The sequence below is a fragment of the Lysinibacillus sp. NPDC086135 genome (genome assembly GCF_044746345.1).
Lineage (GTDB): Bacteria > Bacillota > Bacilli > Bacillales_A > Planococcaceae > Lysinibacillus.
The window spans coordinates 211,885-226,892 of the sequence record NZ_JBIVCA010000001.1; the positions used below are offsets into that span (position 1 = coordinate 211,885).

Genomic DNA, 15,008 nt, shown 5'->3' on the forward strand with positions numbered 1-15,008 from the left:
GGAATACAGTTATATAAATGTTGTGAAATGCATAATAATTAATCGAAAATACATTTATTTTCTATTTTGTGTTTGAAAGAGTATTTCGTTTTCATTATAATTAAAATAAGAGTTTACAAATTTGGGGCAAAGGGGAGAGGACGTATGACAACAAAACCATGGCTAAAAAATTATCCTGAAGAAGTACCATCGTCTTTAACGTTTGAGGAAATTCCTGTGCAAGAGTTTTTGACACGTGCCTATAAAAAGAATCCATCTAAAGTTGCGATTCATTTTATGGGAAAGGATTTGACGTACACTGAGCTATATGAGTCAGCGCTAAGGTTCGCAAACTATTTACAAGCCCTTGGAGTAGAGAAGGGGGATCGAGTAGCTATTATGCTGCCAAACTCACCGCAAAGTGTAATCGCTTACTACGGGGCAATGTATGCTGGGGCGATTGTCGTACAAACAAACCCACTTTATACTGAGCGTGAACTTCAATATCAAATGGCTGATTCAGGTGCGAAAGTTATTTTATTGATGGATATTTTGTATCCACGTGTTATGAAAATCATAAAAGAAACTGCACTTGAAAATGTAATTGTCACGGCTATTAAAGATTATTTACCATTTCCTAAAAATTTGGTTTATCCCTATATCCAAAAAAAGCAGTACGGTTTTAGTGTAAAGGTTGAACATAGTGGTCAAAATCATTTATTTACAGAAATTATGCGCTCAGCGCCCATCAAAATGATTGATATTCCAGTTGATTTTGAAGAGGACGTAGCATTGCTTCAATATACAGGTGGAACGACTGGCTTCCCTAAAGGCGTAATGTTGACCCATAAAAACTTAATTGCAAATACAACAATGTGTGATGCGTGGATGTATAAATGTGTACATGGTGAGGAAACCATTATGGGCGTTCTGCCATTCTTCCATGTTTATGGTATGACGGCTGTTATTTTATTATCCGTATTTACGCAAAATAAGATGGTGTTATTACCAAAGTTTGATGCAGAGACAGCGTTGAAAACGATTGATAAGCAAAAACCAACACTATTCCCAGGTGCACCGACTTTATATATTGGTTTATTAAATCACCCGGATATTGCAAAGTACGACTTATCGTCCATCAAAGCATGCTTAAGTGGATCCGCTTCATTGCCGGTAGAGGTGCAGGAGAAATTTGAAGCGGTAACAGGGGGGAAACTTGTTGAGGGATTTGGATTAACAGAAACTGCTCCTGTTACACATGCTACACCTATTTGGGGTAAGCGTGTCATGGGCTCGATTGGTTTACCTTGGCCAAATACGGATTCAATAATTTTACGTACAGGGGATACAGAGGCGCTTCCAGTTGGTGAGGTTGGTGAAATAGCTGTAAAGGGTCCTCAGGTTATGAAAGGCTATTGGAATCGCCCTGAGGATACTGCAGCGGCGTTCGTAGATGGCTGGTTTTTAACAGGCGATCTTGGCTATATGGACGAAGAAGGTTATTTCTATGTAGTTGATCGTAAAAAAGATATAATTATTGCAGGTGGTTTTAATATTTATCCTCGTGAGGTAGAGGAAGTACTATATGAGCGTGAGGAAATCCAAGAATGCATAGTTGCGGGCATTCCTGACCCGTATCGTGGAGAAACCGTAAAAGCTTATATTGTTTTAAAAGAAGGATATTCGATTACGGAAGACGAATTAAATAAATATTGCCGTCAAAACTTAGCTGCTTTCAAAGTTCCCCGCTATTATGAGTTTAGAGATGAGCTACCGAAAACAGCAGTTGGGAAAATTTTGCGTCGTTCATTAGTAGACGAAGAAAAAACAAAATCGGTGAATAAAGAAGCAAAATAAATACGTGGTAAAGTATTGACAAGCAAAGATGTAAATTATAATATGAAAATATGAATGAATGACCATTCATATTTTCATATTTTTTTAGGTGATCACGTCATATCCTTAACAATCAGTTTGAGATGGCTGATATTGAAGGATGACATTCGTGTATTGAACATGAATTTAGACGTGTGCAAGTTTTTTTAGGTGGTGATATAGAAGTGAAACGTGATAAGCCAAAATATAAGCAAATTATTGATGCAGCTGTCATCGTTATTGCAGAAAATGGGTATCACCAAGCACAGGTATCGAAGATTGCTAAACAGGCAGGGGTGGCCGACGGAACAATCTATTTATATTTTAAAAATAAAGAAGATATATTAATTTCTGTCTTTAATGAAAAAATGGCTGTTTTTGTAGAGTCATTACAAGATATAATAGAAAATGGAAGTACGTCTAAGGGCAAACTTTCACGAATGATTGAAAATCATTTTAATGTTCTAGCGACAGATCGATACCTAGCAACCGTTACACAATTGGAACTACGACAATCGAATAAAGATTTACGACTAAAGATTAATTCGGTGTTAAGAGAGTATTTACAATTACTTGATCAAATTTTAATCGAAGGTATGCTATCAGGTGAGTTCAGTCAAACGATGGATGTACGCTTGGCACGTCAAATGGTATTTGGAACAATTGACGAAACCATTACGTCGTGGGTGATGAATGAATATCGATATGATTTGATAGAACAGGTTCCAAAAGTTCAGGCATTAATCTTGAACGGCATTAAAGCTTAAAAGGATGTGGAGAAATGGAATTTCTAAGTTGGAAAGCAGAGGATGGAGTGGCGATTATTACAATTGCACGCCCACCAGCCAATGCATTATCTCGCGGAATCATTACCGAAGTAAATGCTGTGCTAGATGAAGTAGAAAATGATGACACTGTACGTGTCCTTGTACTTCATGGCGAAGGTCGTTTCTTCTCAGCTGGTGCAGACATTAAAGAATTTACAGAGGTTGGATCTGGTGATGAATTTTCAAAGCTAGCGAACAATGGTCAACAAGTTTTTGAACGAGTTGAATCGTTCTCTAAACCTATTATTGCTGCAATTCATGGTGCCGCACTAGGTGGGGGCCTTGAATTAGCGATGAGTTGTCATCTGCGCTTTGTGACAGAATCTGCAAAATTAGGACTACCTGAATTACAATTAGGTCTTATTCCAGGTTTTGGGGGTACACAACGCTTACCTCGATATGTAGGGGTGGCAAAAGCTGCGGAAATGATGTTTACGAGTGAGCCGATTTCTGGAACAGAAGCTGTACAATGGGGTTTAGCGAACCGTGCATTTACAGATGAAGCATTATTGGAAGAAACGCTAAAGGTAGCGAAGAAAATTGCGAAGAAGAGCCCGGTTGCTTTAAAAGCAGCTATTCAAACATTGCAATATGCAAAACATGCTTCGTTTTATGAAGGAATTGAGGCAGAAGCAAAATCCTTTGGCGCAGTATTCGTTTCGGAAGATGCAAAAGAGGGAATTCAAGCATTTATTGAAAAACGCGAGCCTGTGTTTACTGGTAAATAATATTCCATCAGTGTCGATAGCGACTTGAAAGAGTGTTATCGACGTTATCGACACTGAAAATATATAATATTTATAAGTTTACTTAGAAATAAAAAACGTTGCAGGAGGTATGGATATATGAATATTTTTGCATTAATTAAACGTACGTTTGATACAGAAGAAAAAATTGTTGTGTCGGGTGGTAAAATCCAAGAGGATGGCGCAGAGTTCATCATCAATCCTTACGATGAATATGCCATTGAAGAGGCAATCCAAGTACGTGACGCTGCTGGTGGTAAAGTAACAGTTGTGTCAATTGGTGGCGAAGATACAGAGAAGCAATTGCGTACAGCTCTTGCGATGGGAGCAGATGAAGCAGTTCTTATTAATACAGAAGACGATCTAGATGAACTGGATCAAAATGCAGCAGCATATATTTTAGCTGAATATTTAAAAGATAAAGATGCTGATTTAATTTTAACAGGAAACGTTGCAATTGACGGAGGCTCTGGTCAAGTAGGACCTCGTGTTGCAGATTTACTAGGTATTAACTGTGTAACAACAATTACAAAGCTTGAGATTGACGGAACATCTGCGAAAATTGTACGCGATATTGAGGGTGACTCAGAAGTTATTGAGACATCTTTACCACTTTTAATAACAGCTCAGCAAGGTTTAAATGAGCCACGTTACCCATCTTTACCAGGGATCATGAAAGCGAAGAAGAAACCGCTTGCAGAACTTGAGTTAGACGATTTAGATATCGATGAAGACGATGTAGAGGTTAAAGTAGAAACAGTTGATATTTTCTTACCAGCTCAAAAGGCAGCAGGCCGTATTCTAGAAGGCGAACTTTCTGCACAAGTAAAAGAGCTTGTAAACCTACTTCATACAGAGGCGAAAGTAGTTTAAGTCATCTGATGACACAAATCGAATCTTAAAGGGTAACGGAGGGAATATACTATGACAAAAAAAGTATTAGTATTAGGTGAAGTTCGTGAAGGAAGCTTACGTAATGTTTCTTTCGAAGCAATTGCAGCTGCAAAGCAAATCGCAGATGGTGGTGAGGTTGTTGGTGTTCTTTTAGGGGATGCTGTAGCAAACTTAACAGGTCCATTATTTGAATATGGGGCAGATCGTGTTGTAACAGTGGAGCATCCACATTTAAAACAATATACATCTGATGGCTATGGTCAAGCTTTATTAGGGGTAATTGAGGAAGAAAAGCCAACTGGTATCGTATTTGGTCATACTGCAAACGGTAAAGATTTATCACCAAAAATTGCAAGTAAATTACAAGCAGGTCTTGTATCCGATGTAACGTCAATTGAGGGTGCTGGCGATGATGTTGTATTCATCCGTCCAATTTACTCTGGTAAGGCTTTTGAAAAAGTTAAAGTAAAAGACGGTATGGTTTTAACTTCAGTTCGTCCAAATAATATTGCACCATTAGAAAAAGTAGCCGGTAAATCAGGTGACATCACTTCTATTACAGTAGATATTACAAACCTTCGTACAATCATTAAAGAGGTAGTACGTAAATCTTCAGAGGGTGTTGATCTTTCTGAGGCAAAAGTAGTTGTAGCAGGTGGTCGTGGCGTAAAATCTGAGGAAGGCTTTGAACCATTAAAAGCTCTAGCGGATTTACTTGGTGGTGCAGTTGGTGCTTCACGTGGTGCATGCGATGCTGAATATTGCGACTATTCACTTCAAATCGGTCAAACAGGTAAGGTAGTAACACCAGACCTTTACATTGCAGCGGGTATTTCAGGAGCGATTCAACACTTAGCTGGTATGTCAAACTCAAAAGTAATCGTTGCGATTAATAAAGATCCAGAAGCAAATATTTTCAAAGTTGCGGACTACGGTATCGTAGGTGATTTATTTGAGGTAGTGCCTCTTCTAATTGAAGAATTTAAAGCGTTAAAAGTGAATGCCTAATAAATGCGCGGGGAAGATGTGTCTTCCCCGCTTTTTTGTGTTAATTTTTTGACTTTTTGAAGTTATTGCAAAATAAAATGTTGACATAATTAATTTTAGAACGTATAGTGATGAATATTAATTTAACTTATTTCAGCAGATCAAACATCCGCTGAAATAGAGGAACTCAGTCTAAGAACGCCACGTCCTGTGGCAATTTATCTGTGCGAAAGCGAAGCGACAACAACACAGTTTTGTCTGTGCGAAAGCAAAGCGACAGCAACACGGTTTTGTCTGTGCGAAAGCGAAGCGACAGCAACAACAACGACTGAGTGACCAACATCCCGTTGGCCCAAAGCCTCCGGCGGATGTCACGGAATCGGAAAGGAGCGTTAGCCTAAAATCATTGGTGATAACGGCTAACTGGCCTTCATCAGGCAGGCTAAGCACAAAGCCGATTCCAGACGCAATTATACCGAGGCATAATTAATTTTTATAAAGAAACGCAAAGATTAGGAGTAGTAAAAGCTCATTATTTGGTGAAGAGAGCTGCGGGTTGGTGCAACGCAGTCCAATAAGACTTTGAACTTGCCTAGGAGCGGTAAGATAGATGGAATTTACGAAATATTCTATTTGTTGAACGGTTAACCTTCGTTACTAGGTTTTTAAGCAGGGTTCTTAAAGAACCAATTAGAGTGGTACCGCGGTTTGCTTATGGCATATCGTCTCTTCTTTCATTTGATAATGAAGGAACTGACGATATGCCTTTTTTGATTTTAGGAGGTAAGGAAATGGAAAATGACAATCAGAGATTAAAAAGAACGATGACCTCACGGCATATTACGATGATGGCTCTAGGTGGTGCCATTGGTGCAGGGTTATTTAAAGGAAGTAGTGCAGCTATTGATATGGCAGGGCCATCAGTACTTATTGCGTACTTAATTGGCGGGATTATCTTGCTATTTGTTATGCAAGGTTTAGCAGAAATGGCAGTCCGTAATAGCGAAGCCAGAACATTTAGAGATTTAGTGCAAGCCGTTTTAGGAAAGTATCCAGCTTATTTCCTGGATTGGATCTATTGGAAAATGTGGGTGTTAAATATTGCTGCAGAATCTATAGTTGCGGCCATTTTTATTCAATATTGGTTGCCAGATTACCCGATCTGGATACTTGCATTATCTGTTTCGGTGTTAGTTACAGCTATTAATTTATTATCTGTGAAAGTTTTTGCTGAAACTGAATATTGGCTGGCGTTAATTAAAATTACTGTAATTGTGGTATTCATCATAGCCGGTTTAATTTTATTGCTTGTTACTTTTGGTAATCATACAGCTGTTGGTTTTTCTAATTTAACGGAGCATGGTGGTTTCTTCCCGAACGGATCAAAGGGATTGATTGCTGCAATGCTTGTAGTTATTTACTCTTATGGTGGTACTGAAATTATTGGTATTACATTAGCTGAAACGAAAAATCCTGAGAAAGTAGTGCCAAAAGCTGTTCGCAGTACATTAGTACGTATTGTGACTTTTTATTTAGTTCCTTTCTTTATTATCGTTAGTTTGATTCCTTGGAATGAAGTAAACGGGGTGCCAGAAAGTCCGTTTGTAATGGTCTTTAAAATGATTGGGATTCCTGGTGCTGACCATATTATGAACGCTGTTGTTTTACTAGCAATTATTTCATCAATGAACTCCGGGCTTTATGGTTCATCACGAGTTCTGTATACACAAGCTGTAGACGGACGTGTTCCTAAAATCTTTGCACATTTATCAAAAACGAAAGTTCCGGTATATGCCATATTAATGTGTACTTTAGCTTTATATATAGCTGTAATCTTTTCTTTATTTGCTGGAAGTAAAACATTTGATTTCCTAATGGGTTCGCTTGGATATACCGTGTTATTTATTTGGTTAATTATTGCGATTGCGCATCTGAAATCGCGTAAAATACAGCCGGAAAAAACAAGTTCCTATGCAGTGAAATGGTTCCCTTACACAACTTGGATCGCTATTATTGCGTTAAGTGCAATTCTAATTGGAATTATTTTCACAACATCGATTATCGTAACAGGTATCACATTAGTTATTTATCTTTTTATTACGTTAACGTATGTCTATAAAGGTCGTTTTCATGAAAATTAAGCTGAATAGCAAAACAACTTAATGCCTTTTTCGACCTTAATTTTCATAAATTTCGCATACTAGGCAGATTGTTCGCTCAAGAGAATTTATCCATGCTATACTACAAGCATAGTAAGTTTAAGGAGGATTTCAAATGGCAATTGTACATGCAACAGATGCAACTTTCCAAGATGATATTAAAGAAGGGTTAGTACTAGTAGACTTTTGGGCTGCTTGGTGCGGACCTTGTAAAATGATTGGACCAGTTCTTGAAGAAATGGATGCTGCAGGTAGTGCGGCTAAAATTGTAAAAGTAGATGTAGATAACAACCAAGGTACTGCAGCGCAATACCAAATTATGTCTATCCCATCAATACTATTATTCAAAGACGGTGAATTAGTAGATAAAACAGTTGGTTTCCAACCAAAAGAAGCATTAGAAGCGTTTATCGCAAAACATGCTTAACTTCTTTCAGCAAATGTCTCCAAACACCCGCTGGAAGAAGTTAAAGCCTCCGGCGGATGTCACGGAATCGGAAAGGAGTTCTTTGTGCAAGCACAAAGCCGATTCCGGACGCAATTATGCCGAGGCATAATTGATTCTATAAGAAAAAAAGAGTCAAGCCATCAATAAGATGTGCTTGGCTTTTTTTCGTTATATAATATAGAGAAAAAGCGGAAGTTATCCTTAGAAATAGGAGAAAATAAAGGGACAAACGCTACTTTAAGAAAAAGGGGCAGGTAGGCGATGAATGTTTTAATTAAACGAAAGCTTGAAATTTTACCAGATCAGCCTGGCTGCTATTTGATGAAAGATCGACAAGGAACCATTATTTATGTCGGGAAAGCTAAAGTGCTGAAAAATCGAGTACGCTCGTATTTTACTGGTTCGCATGAAGGGAAAACACAAAGGCTTGTAGGTGAAATAGAAGATTTTGAGTACATTGTGACATCCTCCAATATTGAAGCTTTAATTTTAGAGCTTAATCTTATAAAACTACATGACCCGAAGTACAATGTTATGCTGACGGATGATAAAACGTATCCGTATTTAAAAATTACAAATGAAAAACACCCGCGACTTATTACAACGCGAAAAGTGAAAAAGGATAAGGCAAAATATTTTGGTCCATATCCGAATGCGTATGCAGCAAGTGAGACAAAAAAGCTGTTAGATCGTTTATATCCTCTTCGAAAATGTGTACAACTCCCTACCAAGGTTTGTTTGTATTATCATATGGGGCAATGCTTAGCCCCTTGTGTGAAGGATATAGATGCAGAAATTTACCACAATATGATTGAGGATATGACAAAGTTTTTAAATGGTGGGGTTGAAGAAGTCAAAAAGGAGCTAGAGGTAAAAATGCTAGCGGCCGCAGAAAATTTAGAGTTTGAGCGTGCAAAGGAATTTCGTGATCAAATTGCACATATTGATACAGTCATGCAAAAGCAAAAAATCGTATCGAGTGATACAACTAATCGCGATGTATTTGGCTATGCCGTCGAGAAGGGCTGGATGTGTGTTCAAGTTTTCTTTGTTCGTCAAGGAAAGCTCATTGAGCGAGATGTCTCGATTTTCCCGATTTATCAAGAGGCAGAAGAGGAATTTTTGACGTTCGTTGGACGATTTTACGACAAGCTAGAGCACATTAAGCCTAAGGAGATTTTTATCCCACAAACCATTGATGCAGAAATTTTAACGGAATTACTAGAAGTTAAGGTACTAACACCAAAACGAGGGCAAAAAAAAGAGCTAGTTGAATTAGCGACAAAAAATGCTGAAATTGCGGTAGCGGCGAAGTTCCAGCTTATTGAACGTCAAGAAGAACGCACAATAGGAGCATGTGAGGCGCTCGGTGAAGCTATGGGCATTTCTGCACCTTTACGGATTGAGGCTTTCGATAATAGTCATATGCATGGGACAGATGCTGTATCTGCAATGGTTGTATTTATCGATGGAAAACCTGCAAAGAAGGAGTATCGAAAATACAAAACACGTACAGCTGCCAAGCATGATGATTACGGGGCGATGCAAGAAGTAATTCGCCGTCGATACACACGCGTATTAAAAGATGGTCTACCTTTACCGGATTTAGTACTAATAGATGGTGGCAAGGGGCAAATGGAAGTCGCGCGAGAAGTATTAGAGGATGAACTCGGCCTTGTCATTCCAATTGCTGGATTAGCAAAAGATGAAAAGCATAATACGTCACAGCTTCTATTTGGTGATCCAGCTGAAGTAATTGCGTTAAAGCGAACAAGCGATGGATTCTACTTACTACAACGAATACAGGACGAAGTACACCGCTTTGCTATTACCTTCTTACGACAGCAGCATGAGAAACATGCTATACAATCTGTCCTCGATAATATAGAGGGCATTGGTCCGAAGCGAAAACAACAATTACTCAAGCATTTTAGCTCTGTCAAAAAAATTCGCGAGGCAAGTGTGCAAGCATTACAGGAAGCAGGGATGCCTGCTAATCTTGCTAGCAATATTTATGATTATTTTCATCCAGAAGAAAACTCCCACCTCTAAAGGTGGTGGGATGAGTGCAGATGGAATTCCTTTTCAATGGGTGTATAAACACCTACTTAAAATAGAGGAACTCAGTCTAAAAACGCCACGTACTGTGGCAACGACTGAGTGACCAACATCTTGCTGTTGCGCTGCCGCTTCGCTTTCGCGCAAAAAATATCTGCTGGCCCAAAGCCTCCGAACTTAATTACGCCAAGGCAAAATTGATATTCAATAAGATACATTGTCAAAGGATTTGGCGTATGCTAAGGTTGTATATAACATAGCTTTTCAATATAGCAATGTTATATACTTTTTTAGTAGTTTCTATTTATTAAAATTGGGAATTTCTTCACTAAGGTTCAAATTAAATACGATCACTATTTAGTGATGATAGAGGTGCAAGGTTCAAGAGTAGTACATACGAGGACGAACAAGTCCGGTGAAAATGTATGAAAGGGGAACTTGCCGAAGTGGAGCATCGTTGTTTCCGATGCTGTGCTGGTTTTACATTTAAGAGATGTAAGACTGTCGATTCTAAACGTTTCGGAGAGCTATCACACATGCGCAAGTTACTTTATTGTACATGTTATAGGCAGCTTTCACGTTATGTGAGAGCTGCCTTTTTAGATTTTCTCGAAACAACATTTTTTCAAGGCTGTTAGGCGCTATTTGCTTTTGTAGGGATATTTTTGTGAAAAGCTGCAAAAGTATAGCTACTTTATAACCAGCGAAATGATTGAATACGAAGGAGAATGATAAAGATGGCGAGAGTTGTGATGAAATTTGGTGGTGCTGCATTCGCATCAACAGAGCACATTCAAAATGTTGCGAAAAAGGCGATTGCAGAAAAGGAAAGAGGTTTTGATGTTGTCGTTGTCACTACAGCTATGAGGGGTATGGCTAAAGAATTAGCAAAGATGGCTCGTGATTTATCAGACAATGCATCTAAGCGTGAACTAGACGCACTATTTTCAACAAGCTCACAACTTACAAGTACATTAGTGGCAATTGCTATACAGGAGAAAGGATATGATGCCGTGTCATTAACGGGCTGGCAGGCAGGCATTGAAACCGATGCTATGTATAGTAATGCCCGTATTGATGAGATAGATGCTAGACGAATAGAAGAGCATTTTGTACAGGGAAAAATCGTTATCGTTGCTGGGGAACAAGGTATCGATAATTCACGAAATATTACGACGTTAGGTAAAGGTGGCGCGGAAACGTCGGCTATAGCAATTGCAGCAAAATTGAATGCGGAGCGAGTAGATATTTACACGAATGTGGATGGCGTCTATACAGCTGATCCAAGTCATGTTGCTGGGGCACAAAAACTAAAAGAAATTTCCTATGATGAAATGCTAGAGCTATCAAACTTAGGGTCACAAGTTTTACACCCGCGAGCTGTAGAGTTAGCAAAGAAGTTTCAAATCCCAGTTATCATTCGCTCGAGCGAAATAGATACAGTAGGTACTTTATTGAAGGAGGAAGTTGAAATGGAAAAAAATTTAATTGTACGTGGTGTTGCCTACGAGTCAGACGTTATTCGCTTAACAGTTGGTTATGATGCTTATTCTAATGCTTCTTTAGCAAATATGTTCACAATCCTTGCAGAAAATCGCATAAACGTCGATATAATCGTACAAGCAATAATTGATGGTTTAAAGCCGACGGTATCATTTACTATTTTAAAAGAGGAGTTCGCTGAAGCATTACGTGTTCTAGAAGATAGTAAATTATCACTAGGGTTTAGTTTTGCTGATTTTGAAATTGGCTTAGCAAAGGTTTCTATTATTGGCTCGGGGATGGCATCTAATCCAGGGGTGGCTGCAAGGATGTTTGATCGTCTACGTCGTGAAAATATCCCTGTAAAAATGGTAAGTACTTCTGAAATAAAAGTGTCAGTTGTTGTACCTCAGGACGAAATGATTCGTGCAGCAAATGCATTACATGATGAATTTAATTTATTTCAGGAAGTGTCTTTTGTACCGAAAGCGTAGCGACAGGTATAGAAGTCTCTCAGGTGAGATGAATGCGGTTTTAAGTCACTTTTTAGCGGGGCGTGGATAGAGCAGCCAAAACGACGGGTAGAAATACGAAAGTGACAGAATGCAAGGGATAATTGAACAAGCGCTTTACATATAATATTGAAAAGGATGTGGCAGTAAAAGGCACATCTTTTTTTGTTCACATCAATTTAATATTTTATCCAATTCTATTGTTATATAATAAAATGTGACATGTTTTACCAAGGGGAAGGTGGAAGTTTGTATGGGGTTATTCGGTTTATTTCAAAAGCCAATGGATGAAAGTGTTGAGATGCACAACGATTTAGAAATACAAATATTAAAAAAGCGAATTCTGGAATTGGAACTTGAGCAGGAAAGCATTGATGTGAAAAATGCGATTTTAGATTTTGTACTAGCGCATATGGAGTTAATTAATTTTCAAACGGCTTTAAAAGTTCAAAATGTCTCTACGAGTGTAGGGGATATTTCAGCAATGAGTGAAGAAATGTCGTCAAATACAGAGGAGATGCTTGCGGTTGAGCAAAATGTTAATGCAAACATTCAAGAAATAAAACAGCATTCATTACTACTTGTAGAAGAAATGGAATCATCCATTTCAAAAGGTGAAATGGTTCAGGAGTTGTTGGCCAAAGGAGCTCATTCAACAGAGCAGCTGAAGAATGAAATGACCAAAATAGATGATATTGGTAAGGGTGTAACCGGGATTGCCGATCAAACACAACTTTTATCCTTAAATGCCTCTATTGAAGCCGCACGTGCTGGTGAGCATGGAAATGGCTTTAATGTTGTCGCGATGGAGGTAGGGAAGTTAGCCAACAGTTCGAAAGGTTCATTGCAAGAAATGACAAAGATTTGATCAGTCATTGATAAGAAATTACATAATACAATAACAAATATTAATCAAGTCGAACATTATTTAACTGACTTTTTAAGTATCATGAAGGACAATATTGCTAATCTGACTATAACAAGTAGAAATATTGAAGAAGCAGCACATGGTATTCATCAAATAACAGCTGCATCAGAAGAAAATGTAATAGCTGTAGGTCGTTTAGCGGAAACAACGACGGAATTATCACTTACTAGTGATTTCTCAGATCTAATACAAAATCAAGTATCTGAAATGTTAAAAGCTATTGCACCGACAATCAGAAAGCCATCAGAGCAAACGGTAGTTAGCCAATTGGCAGCAAGGTTAATGGATCATGCTAGCTTTTTACGAAATGCTATTCAAAAGGCTGGTCAAAAAGAAACGATAAAAACGCATCATCAATGTATGTTTGGAAAATGGTATTACGGGCATTTCGAGGAATACCAGAACTTACCAGAATATCGTCATATTGAACAACCACATGAATTAGTACATATGGCCGCCCAAAAATTAGTGAATGAACTGTCAATTAATAACATAGAAGAAATGATTCAACACTCACTTAATATTTTGGAGGCATTTATTTCGTTCATAGATGTACTTTTAAAAAAAAGACATGCTCAATTATCAATATAAAAAGGATTCGTGAGCATAACGAGAGATTGATTTCCGTTCCGACAGTGCACCTTCCTGGGGGCGTCCGATGAGCTGCTTCGCTTGTCGCATCTATGACGCTAATCCAAGGAGTTGCCTAGTCTCCGCGGTGAATAACTTCTATATTATATATAAAAAGGATTGCCATCCATAAATTAGGGGTGGCAATCCTTTTCGTTTTATTCTGTAGGAACGGTGTTCATGATTCTTTCTTTAACGTCCCATTTTACTGTGAACGTAACATTTTGTTGCTTTTCACGTTTTTCATCATAGCATTCTGTTAAATAACCTTTTGCTTGCTGGATTTGCTCAGCTATAAATCCTGCTTCAAGTCTAAAGCTACGAAGACCGATTTGTAACAGTTCTGGATCATTTGTCAACTGGAATATGCGTCCATCCTTCGACTCTTTGATAAGCTCTAAATTACCCCAACAGGCATCTGCGAAAAATGCGATAAGTTCATCTTGACTTGTACATGGGAACTTCCGAGCTAGATCTTTTCCTGCCCAGTAAAGTACATCACCTTCGTGTTTACCAAGAATGGAAGATAAAATATAATCGCGAATTATCTCATAGCCAAAAGCTGAGATTGTAGGAGATGAAGTGTTTAACATTGAAAGCCTTCTTTCTTAGAATTTTCTTAAAATTCGACACTGATAAAGTAAAGATAGATTTTTCGAGAAAAAACGATGCGTCATGTACTAGATTGCTTCTTTAATAAGGACTATGAAAAACTTTAAGTTGCCTTGACGCTCGTAGCTCTTGAGAGTACAATAAACATGTCATAATATTGTACCATGATGAAATACACAGTCAATGAAGTATCAGTTACAAAATGATGACTTCTTTAGTTGTGCTATTTTAAGTACTAAGGGGGGTAACAGTCTTGTCGAAAGATCGAGAGTTTTTATGGCGTCGCTTACATTCTCTACTTGGTATCATTCCAGTAGGTCTGTTTTTAACGATGCACCTGTTCATTAACTTTACAGCAACAGGCGGAGCAGAAAGTTACAACGCAGCTACCGCTAATATGGAAAAGATTCCATTCCTTATCCTAGTTGAATGGATTGTCATCTATATTCCATTAATGTTCCACGCATTTTATGGTGTCTACATTGCATTCACTGCTACACCAAATACAGGACGTTTCAGCACATACCGTAACTGGATGTTCTCATTACAACGTTTCACGGGTGTATTCTTAGTGATCTTCATTGCATGGCATATTTTCCAAACTCGTATTCAAAAAGCACTTGGTACAGAAGTTGATTACGACATGATGGCAAATATCGTTTCTAATCCATTCATGCTTGGATTCTACATTGTTGGTATTATATCAGCAACTTTCCACTTATCTAACGGTTTATGGGCATTCTTAGTAAGCTGGGGTATTACACAATCTCCTCAGTCTCAAAAGATTGCTACTTATGTAACAAACATTATTTTCGTAATTCTAAGTGTAGTTGGTGTGGCTGCTATTTTAGCTTTTGCTTAATGTAATAGA

Annotated in this window: 13 protein-coding genes, 1 riboswitch and 1 other annotated feature; of the genes, 12 read left to right on the forward strand and 1 reads right to left on the reverse strand. The window is 38.2% G+C overall.

Annotation, left to right across the window (positions count from 1 at the left end):
- Positions 1–144 precede the first annotated feature (144 nt).
- From ACIPKN_RS00945 to ACIPKN_RS00995, 11 genes are all read left to right on the forward strand, one after another.
- Positions 145–1,836 carry an AMP-binding protein gene (locus tag ACIPKN_RS00945; RefSeq protein ID WP_400932543.1) on the forward strand — a complete coding sequence of 564 codons (1,692 nt, stop codon included), beginning with the start codon at positions 145–147 and terminating at the stop codon, positions 1,834–1,836.
- 203 nt (positions 1,837–2,039) lie between these two features.
- Positions 2,040–2,621, forward strand: a complete 582-nt coding sequence (locus ACIPKN_RS00950) for a fatty acid metabolism transcriptional regulator FadR (RefSeq protein WP_142508855.1) — start codon at positions 2,040–2,042, stop codon at positions 2,619–2,621.
- A 14-nt stretch (positions 2,622–2,635) separates the two neighbouring features.
- On the forward strand, positions 2,636–3,409 hold the full coding sequence (locus tag ACIPKN_RS00955) for an enoyl-CoA hydratase (protein ID WP_400932545.1): 774 nt from the start codon (positions 2,636–2,638) through the stop codon (positions 3,407–3,409).
- Between the two features lie 117 nt (positions 3,410–3,526).
- On the forward strand, positions 3,527–4,300 hold the full coding sequence (locus ACIPKN_RS00960; protein WP_132357138.1) for an electron transfer flavoprotein subunit beta/FixA family protein: 774 nt from the start codon (positions 3,527–3,529) through the stop codon (positions 4,298–4,300).
- A 51-nt stretch (positions 4,301–4,351) separates the two neighbouring features.
- Complete coding sequence (locus ACIPKN_RS00965) at positions 4,352–5,329, forward strand: electron transfer flavoprotein subunit alpha/FixB family protein (RefSeq protein ID WP_400932547.1); 978 nt, start codon at positions 4,352–4,354, stop codon at positions 5,327–5,329.
- A gap of 478 nt (positions 5,330–5,807) precedes the next feature.
- Positions 5,808–6,041 (forward strand) — a binding site (T-box leader).
- A gap of 58 nt (positions 6,042–6,099) precedes the next feature.
- On the forward strand, positions 6,100–7,449 hold the full coding sequence (locus ACIPKN_RS00970) for an amino acid permease (RefSeq protein ID WP_400932549.1): 1,350 nt from the start codon (positions 6,100–6,102) through the stop codon (positions 7,447–7,449).
- Between the two features lie 133 nt (positions 7,450–7,582).
- A complete protein-coding gene (trxA, locus tag ACIPKN_RS00975; RefSeq protein WP_400932551.1) occupies positions 7,583–7,894 on the forward strand; it encodes a thioredoxin in 312 nt (103 codons plus the stop codon).
- 282 nt (positions 7,895–8,176) lie between these two features.
- Entirely contained in the window at positions 8,177–9,967 is a 1,791-nt protein-coding gene (uvrC, locus tag ACIPKN_RS00980; RefSeq protein ID WP_400932553.1) for an excinuclease ABC subunit UvrC, read from the forward strand.
- 365 nt (positions 9,968–10,332) lie between these two features.
- Positions 10,333–10,511, forward strand: a riboswitch (Lysine riboswitch).
- Between the two features lie 199 nt (positions 10,512–10,710).
- The gene (locus tag ACIPKN_RS00985) at positions 10,711–11,949 is read left to right on the forward strand and encodes an aspartate kinase (RefSeq protein WP_400932555.1); all 1,239 of its coding nucleotides are present in this window, start codon (positions 10,711–10,713) and stop codon (positions 11,947–11,949) included.
- 271 nt (positions 11,950–12,220) lie between these two features.
- Positions 12,221–12,835 carry a methyl-accepting chemotaxis protein gene (locus tag ACIPKN_RS00990; RefSeq protein WP_400932557.1) on the forward strand — a complete coding sequence of 205 codons (615 nt, stop codon included), beginning with the start codon at positions 12,221–12,223 and terminating at the stop codon, positions 12,833–12,835.
- Positions 12,836–12,916: 81 nt separating this feature from the next.
- Positions 12,917–13,486 (forward strand): CZB domain-containing protein, encoded by a 570-nt coding sequence (locus ACIPKN_RS00995; protein ID WP_400932559.1) that lies wholly within the window; start codon positions 12,917–12,919, stop codon positions 13,484–13,486.
- 197 nt (positions 13,487–13,683) lie between these two features.
- On the opposite strand, the gene ACIPKN_RS01000 is transcribed toward ACIPKN_RS00995, so the two are convergent.
- Positions 13,684–14,118 carry a YslB family protein gene (locus ACIPKN_RS01000; protein WP_132357132.1) on the reverse strand — a complete coding sequence of 145 codons (435 nt, stop codon included), beginning with the start codon at positions 14,116–14,118 and terminating at the stop codon, positions 13,684–13,686.
- A 272-nt stretch (positions 14,119–14,390) separates the two neighbouring features.
- Between ACIPKN_RS01000 and ACIPKN_RS01005 the strand changes: the two genes are divergently transcribed.
- On the forward strand, positions 14,391–14,999 hold the full coding sequence (locus tag ACIPKN_RS01005; protein WP_132357131.1) for a succinate dehydrogenase cytochrome b558 subunit: 609 nt from the start codon (positions 14,391–14,393) through the stop codon (positions 14,997–14,999).
- Positions 15,000–15,008 lie beyond the last annotated feature (9 nt).

Bases quoted from the DNA above. Each gene is read 5' to 3' on its own strand.
- ACIPKN_RS00945 (WP_400932543.1), top strand. From the start codon at position 145: ATGACAACAAAACCATGGCTAAAAAATTATCCTGAAGAAGTACCATCG.
- ACIPKN_RS00955 (WP_400932545.1), top strand. From the start codon at position 2,636: ATGGAATTTCTAAGTTGGAAAGCAGAGGATGGAGTGGCGATTATTACA.
- ACIPKN_RS00960 (WP_132357138.1), top strand. From the start codon at position 3,527: ATGAATATTTTTGCATTAATTAAACGTACGTTTGATACAGAAGAAAAA.
- ACIPKN_RS00965 (WP_400932547.1), top strand. From the start codon at position 4,352: ATGACAAAAAAAGTATTAGTATTAGGTGAAGTTCGTGAAGGAAGCTTA.
- ACIPKN_RS00970 (WP_400932549.1), top strand. From the start codon at position 6,100: ATGGAAAATGACAATCAGAGATTAAAAAGAACGATGACCTCACGGCAT.
- trxA (WP_400932551.1), top strand. From the start codon at position 7,583: ATGGCAATTGTACATGCAACAGATGCAACTTTCCAAGATGATATTAAA.
- uvrC (WP_400932553.1), top strand. From the start codon at position 8,177: ATGAATGTTTTAATTAAACGAAAGCTTGAAATTTTACCAGATCAGCCT.
- ACIPKN_RS00985 (WP_400932555.1), top strand. From the start codon at position 10,711: ATGGCGAGAGTTGTGATGAAATTTGGTGGTGCTGCATTCGCATCAACA.
- ACIPKN_RS00990 (WP_400932557.1), top strand. From the start codon at position 12,221: ATGGGGTTATTCGGTTTATTTCAAAAGCCAATGGATGAAAGTGTTGAG.
- ACIPKN_RS00995 (WP_400932559.1), top strand. From the start codon at position 12,917: ATGAAGGACAATATTGCTAATCTGACTATAACAAGTAGAAATATTGAA.
- ACIPKN_RS01000 (WP_132357132.1), bottom strand. From the start codon at position 14,118: ATGTTAAACACTTCATCTCCTACAATCTCAGCTTTTGGCTATGAGATA.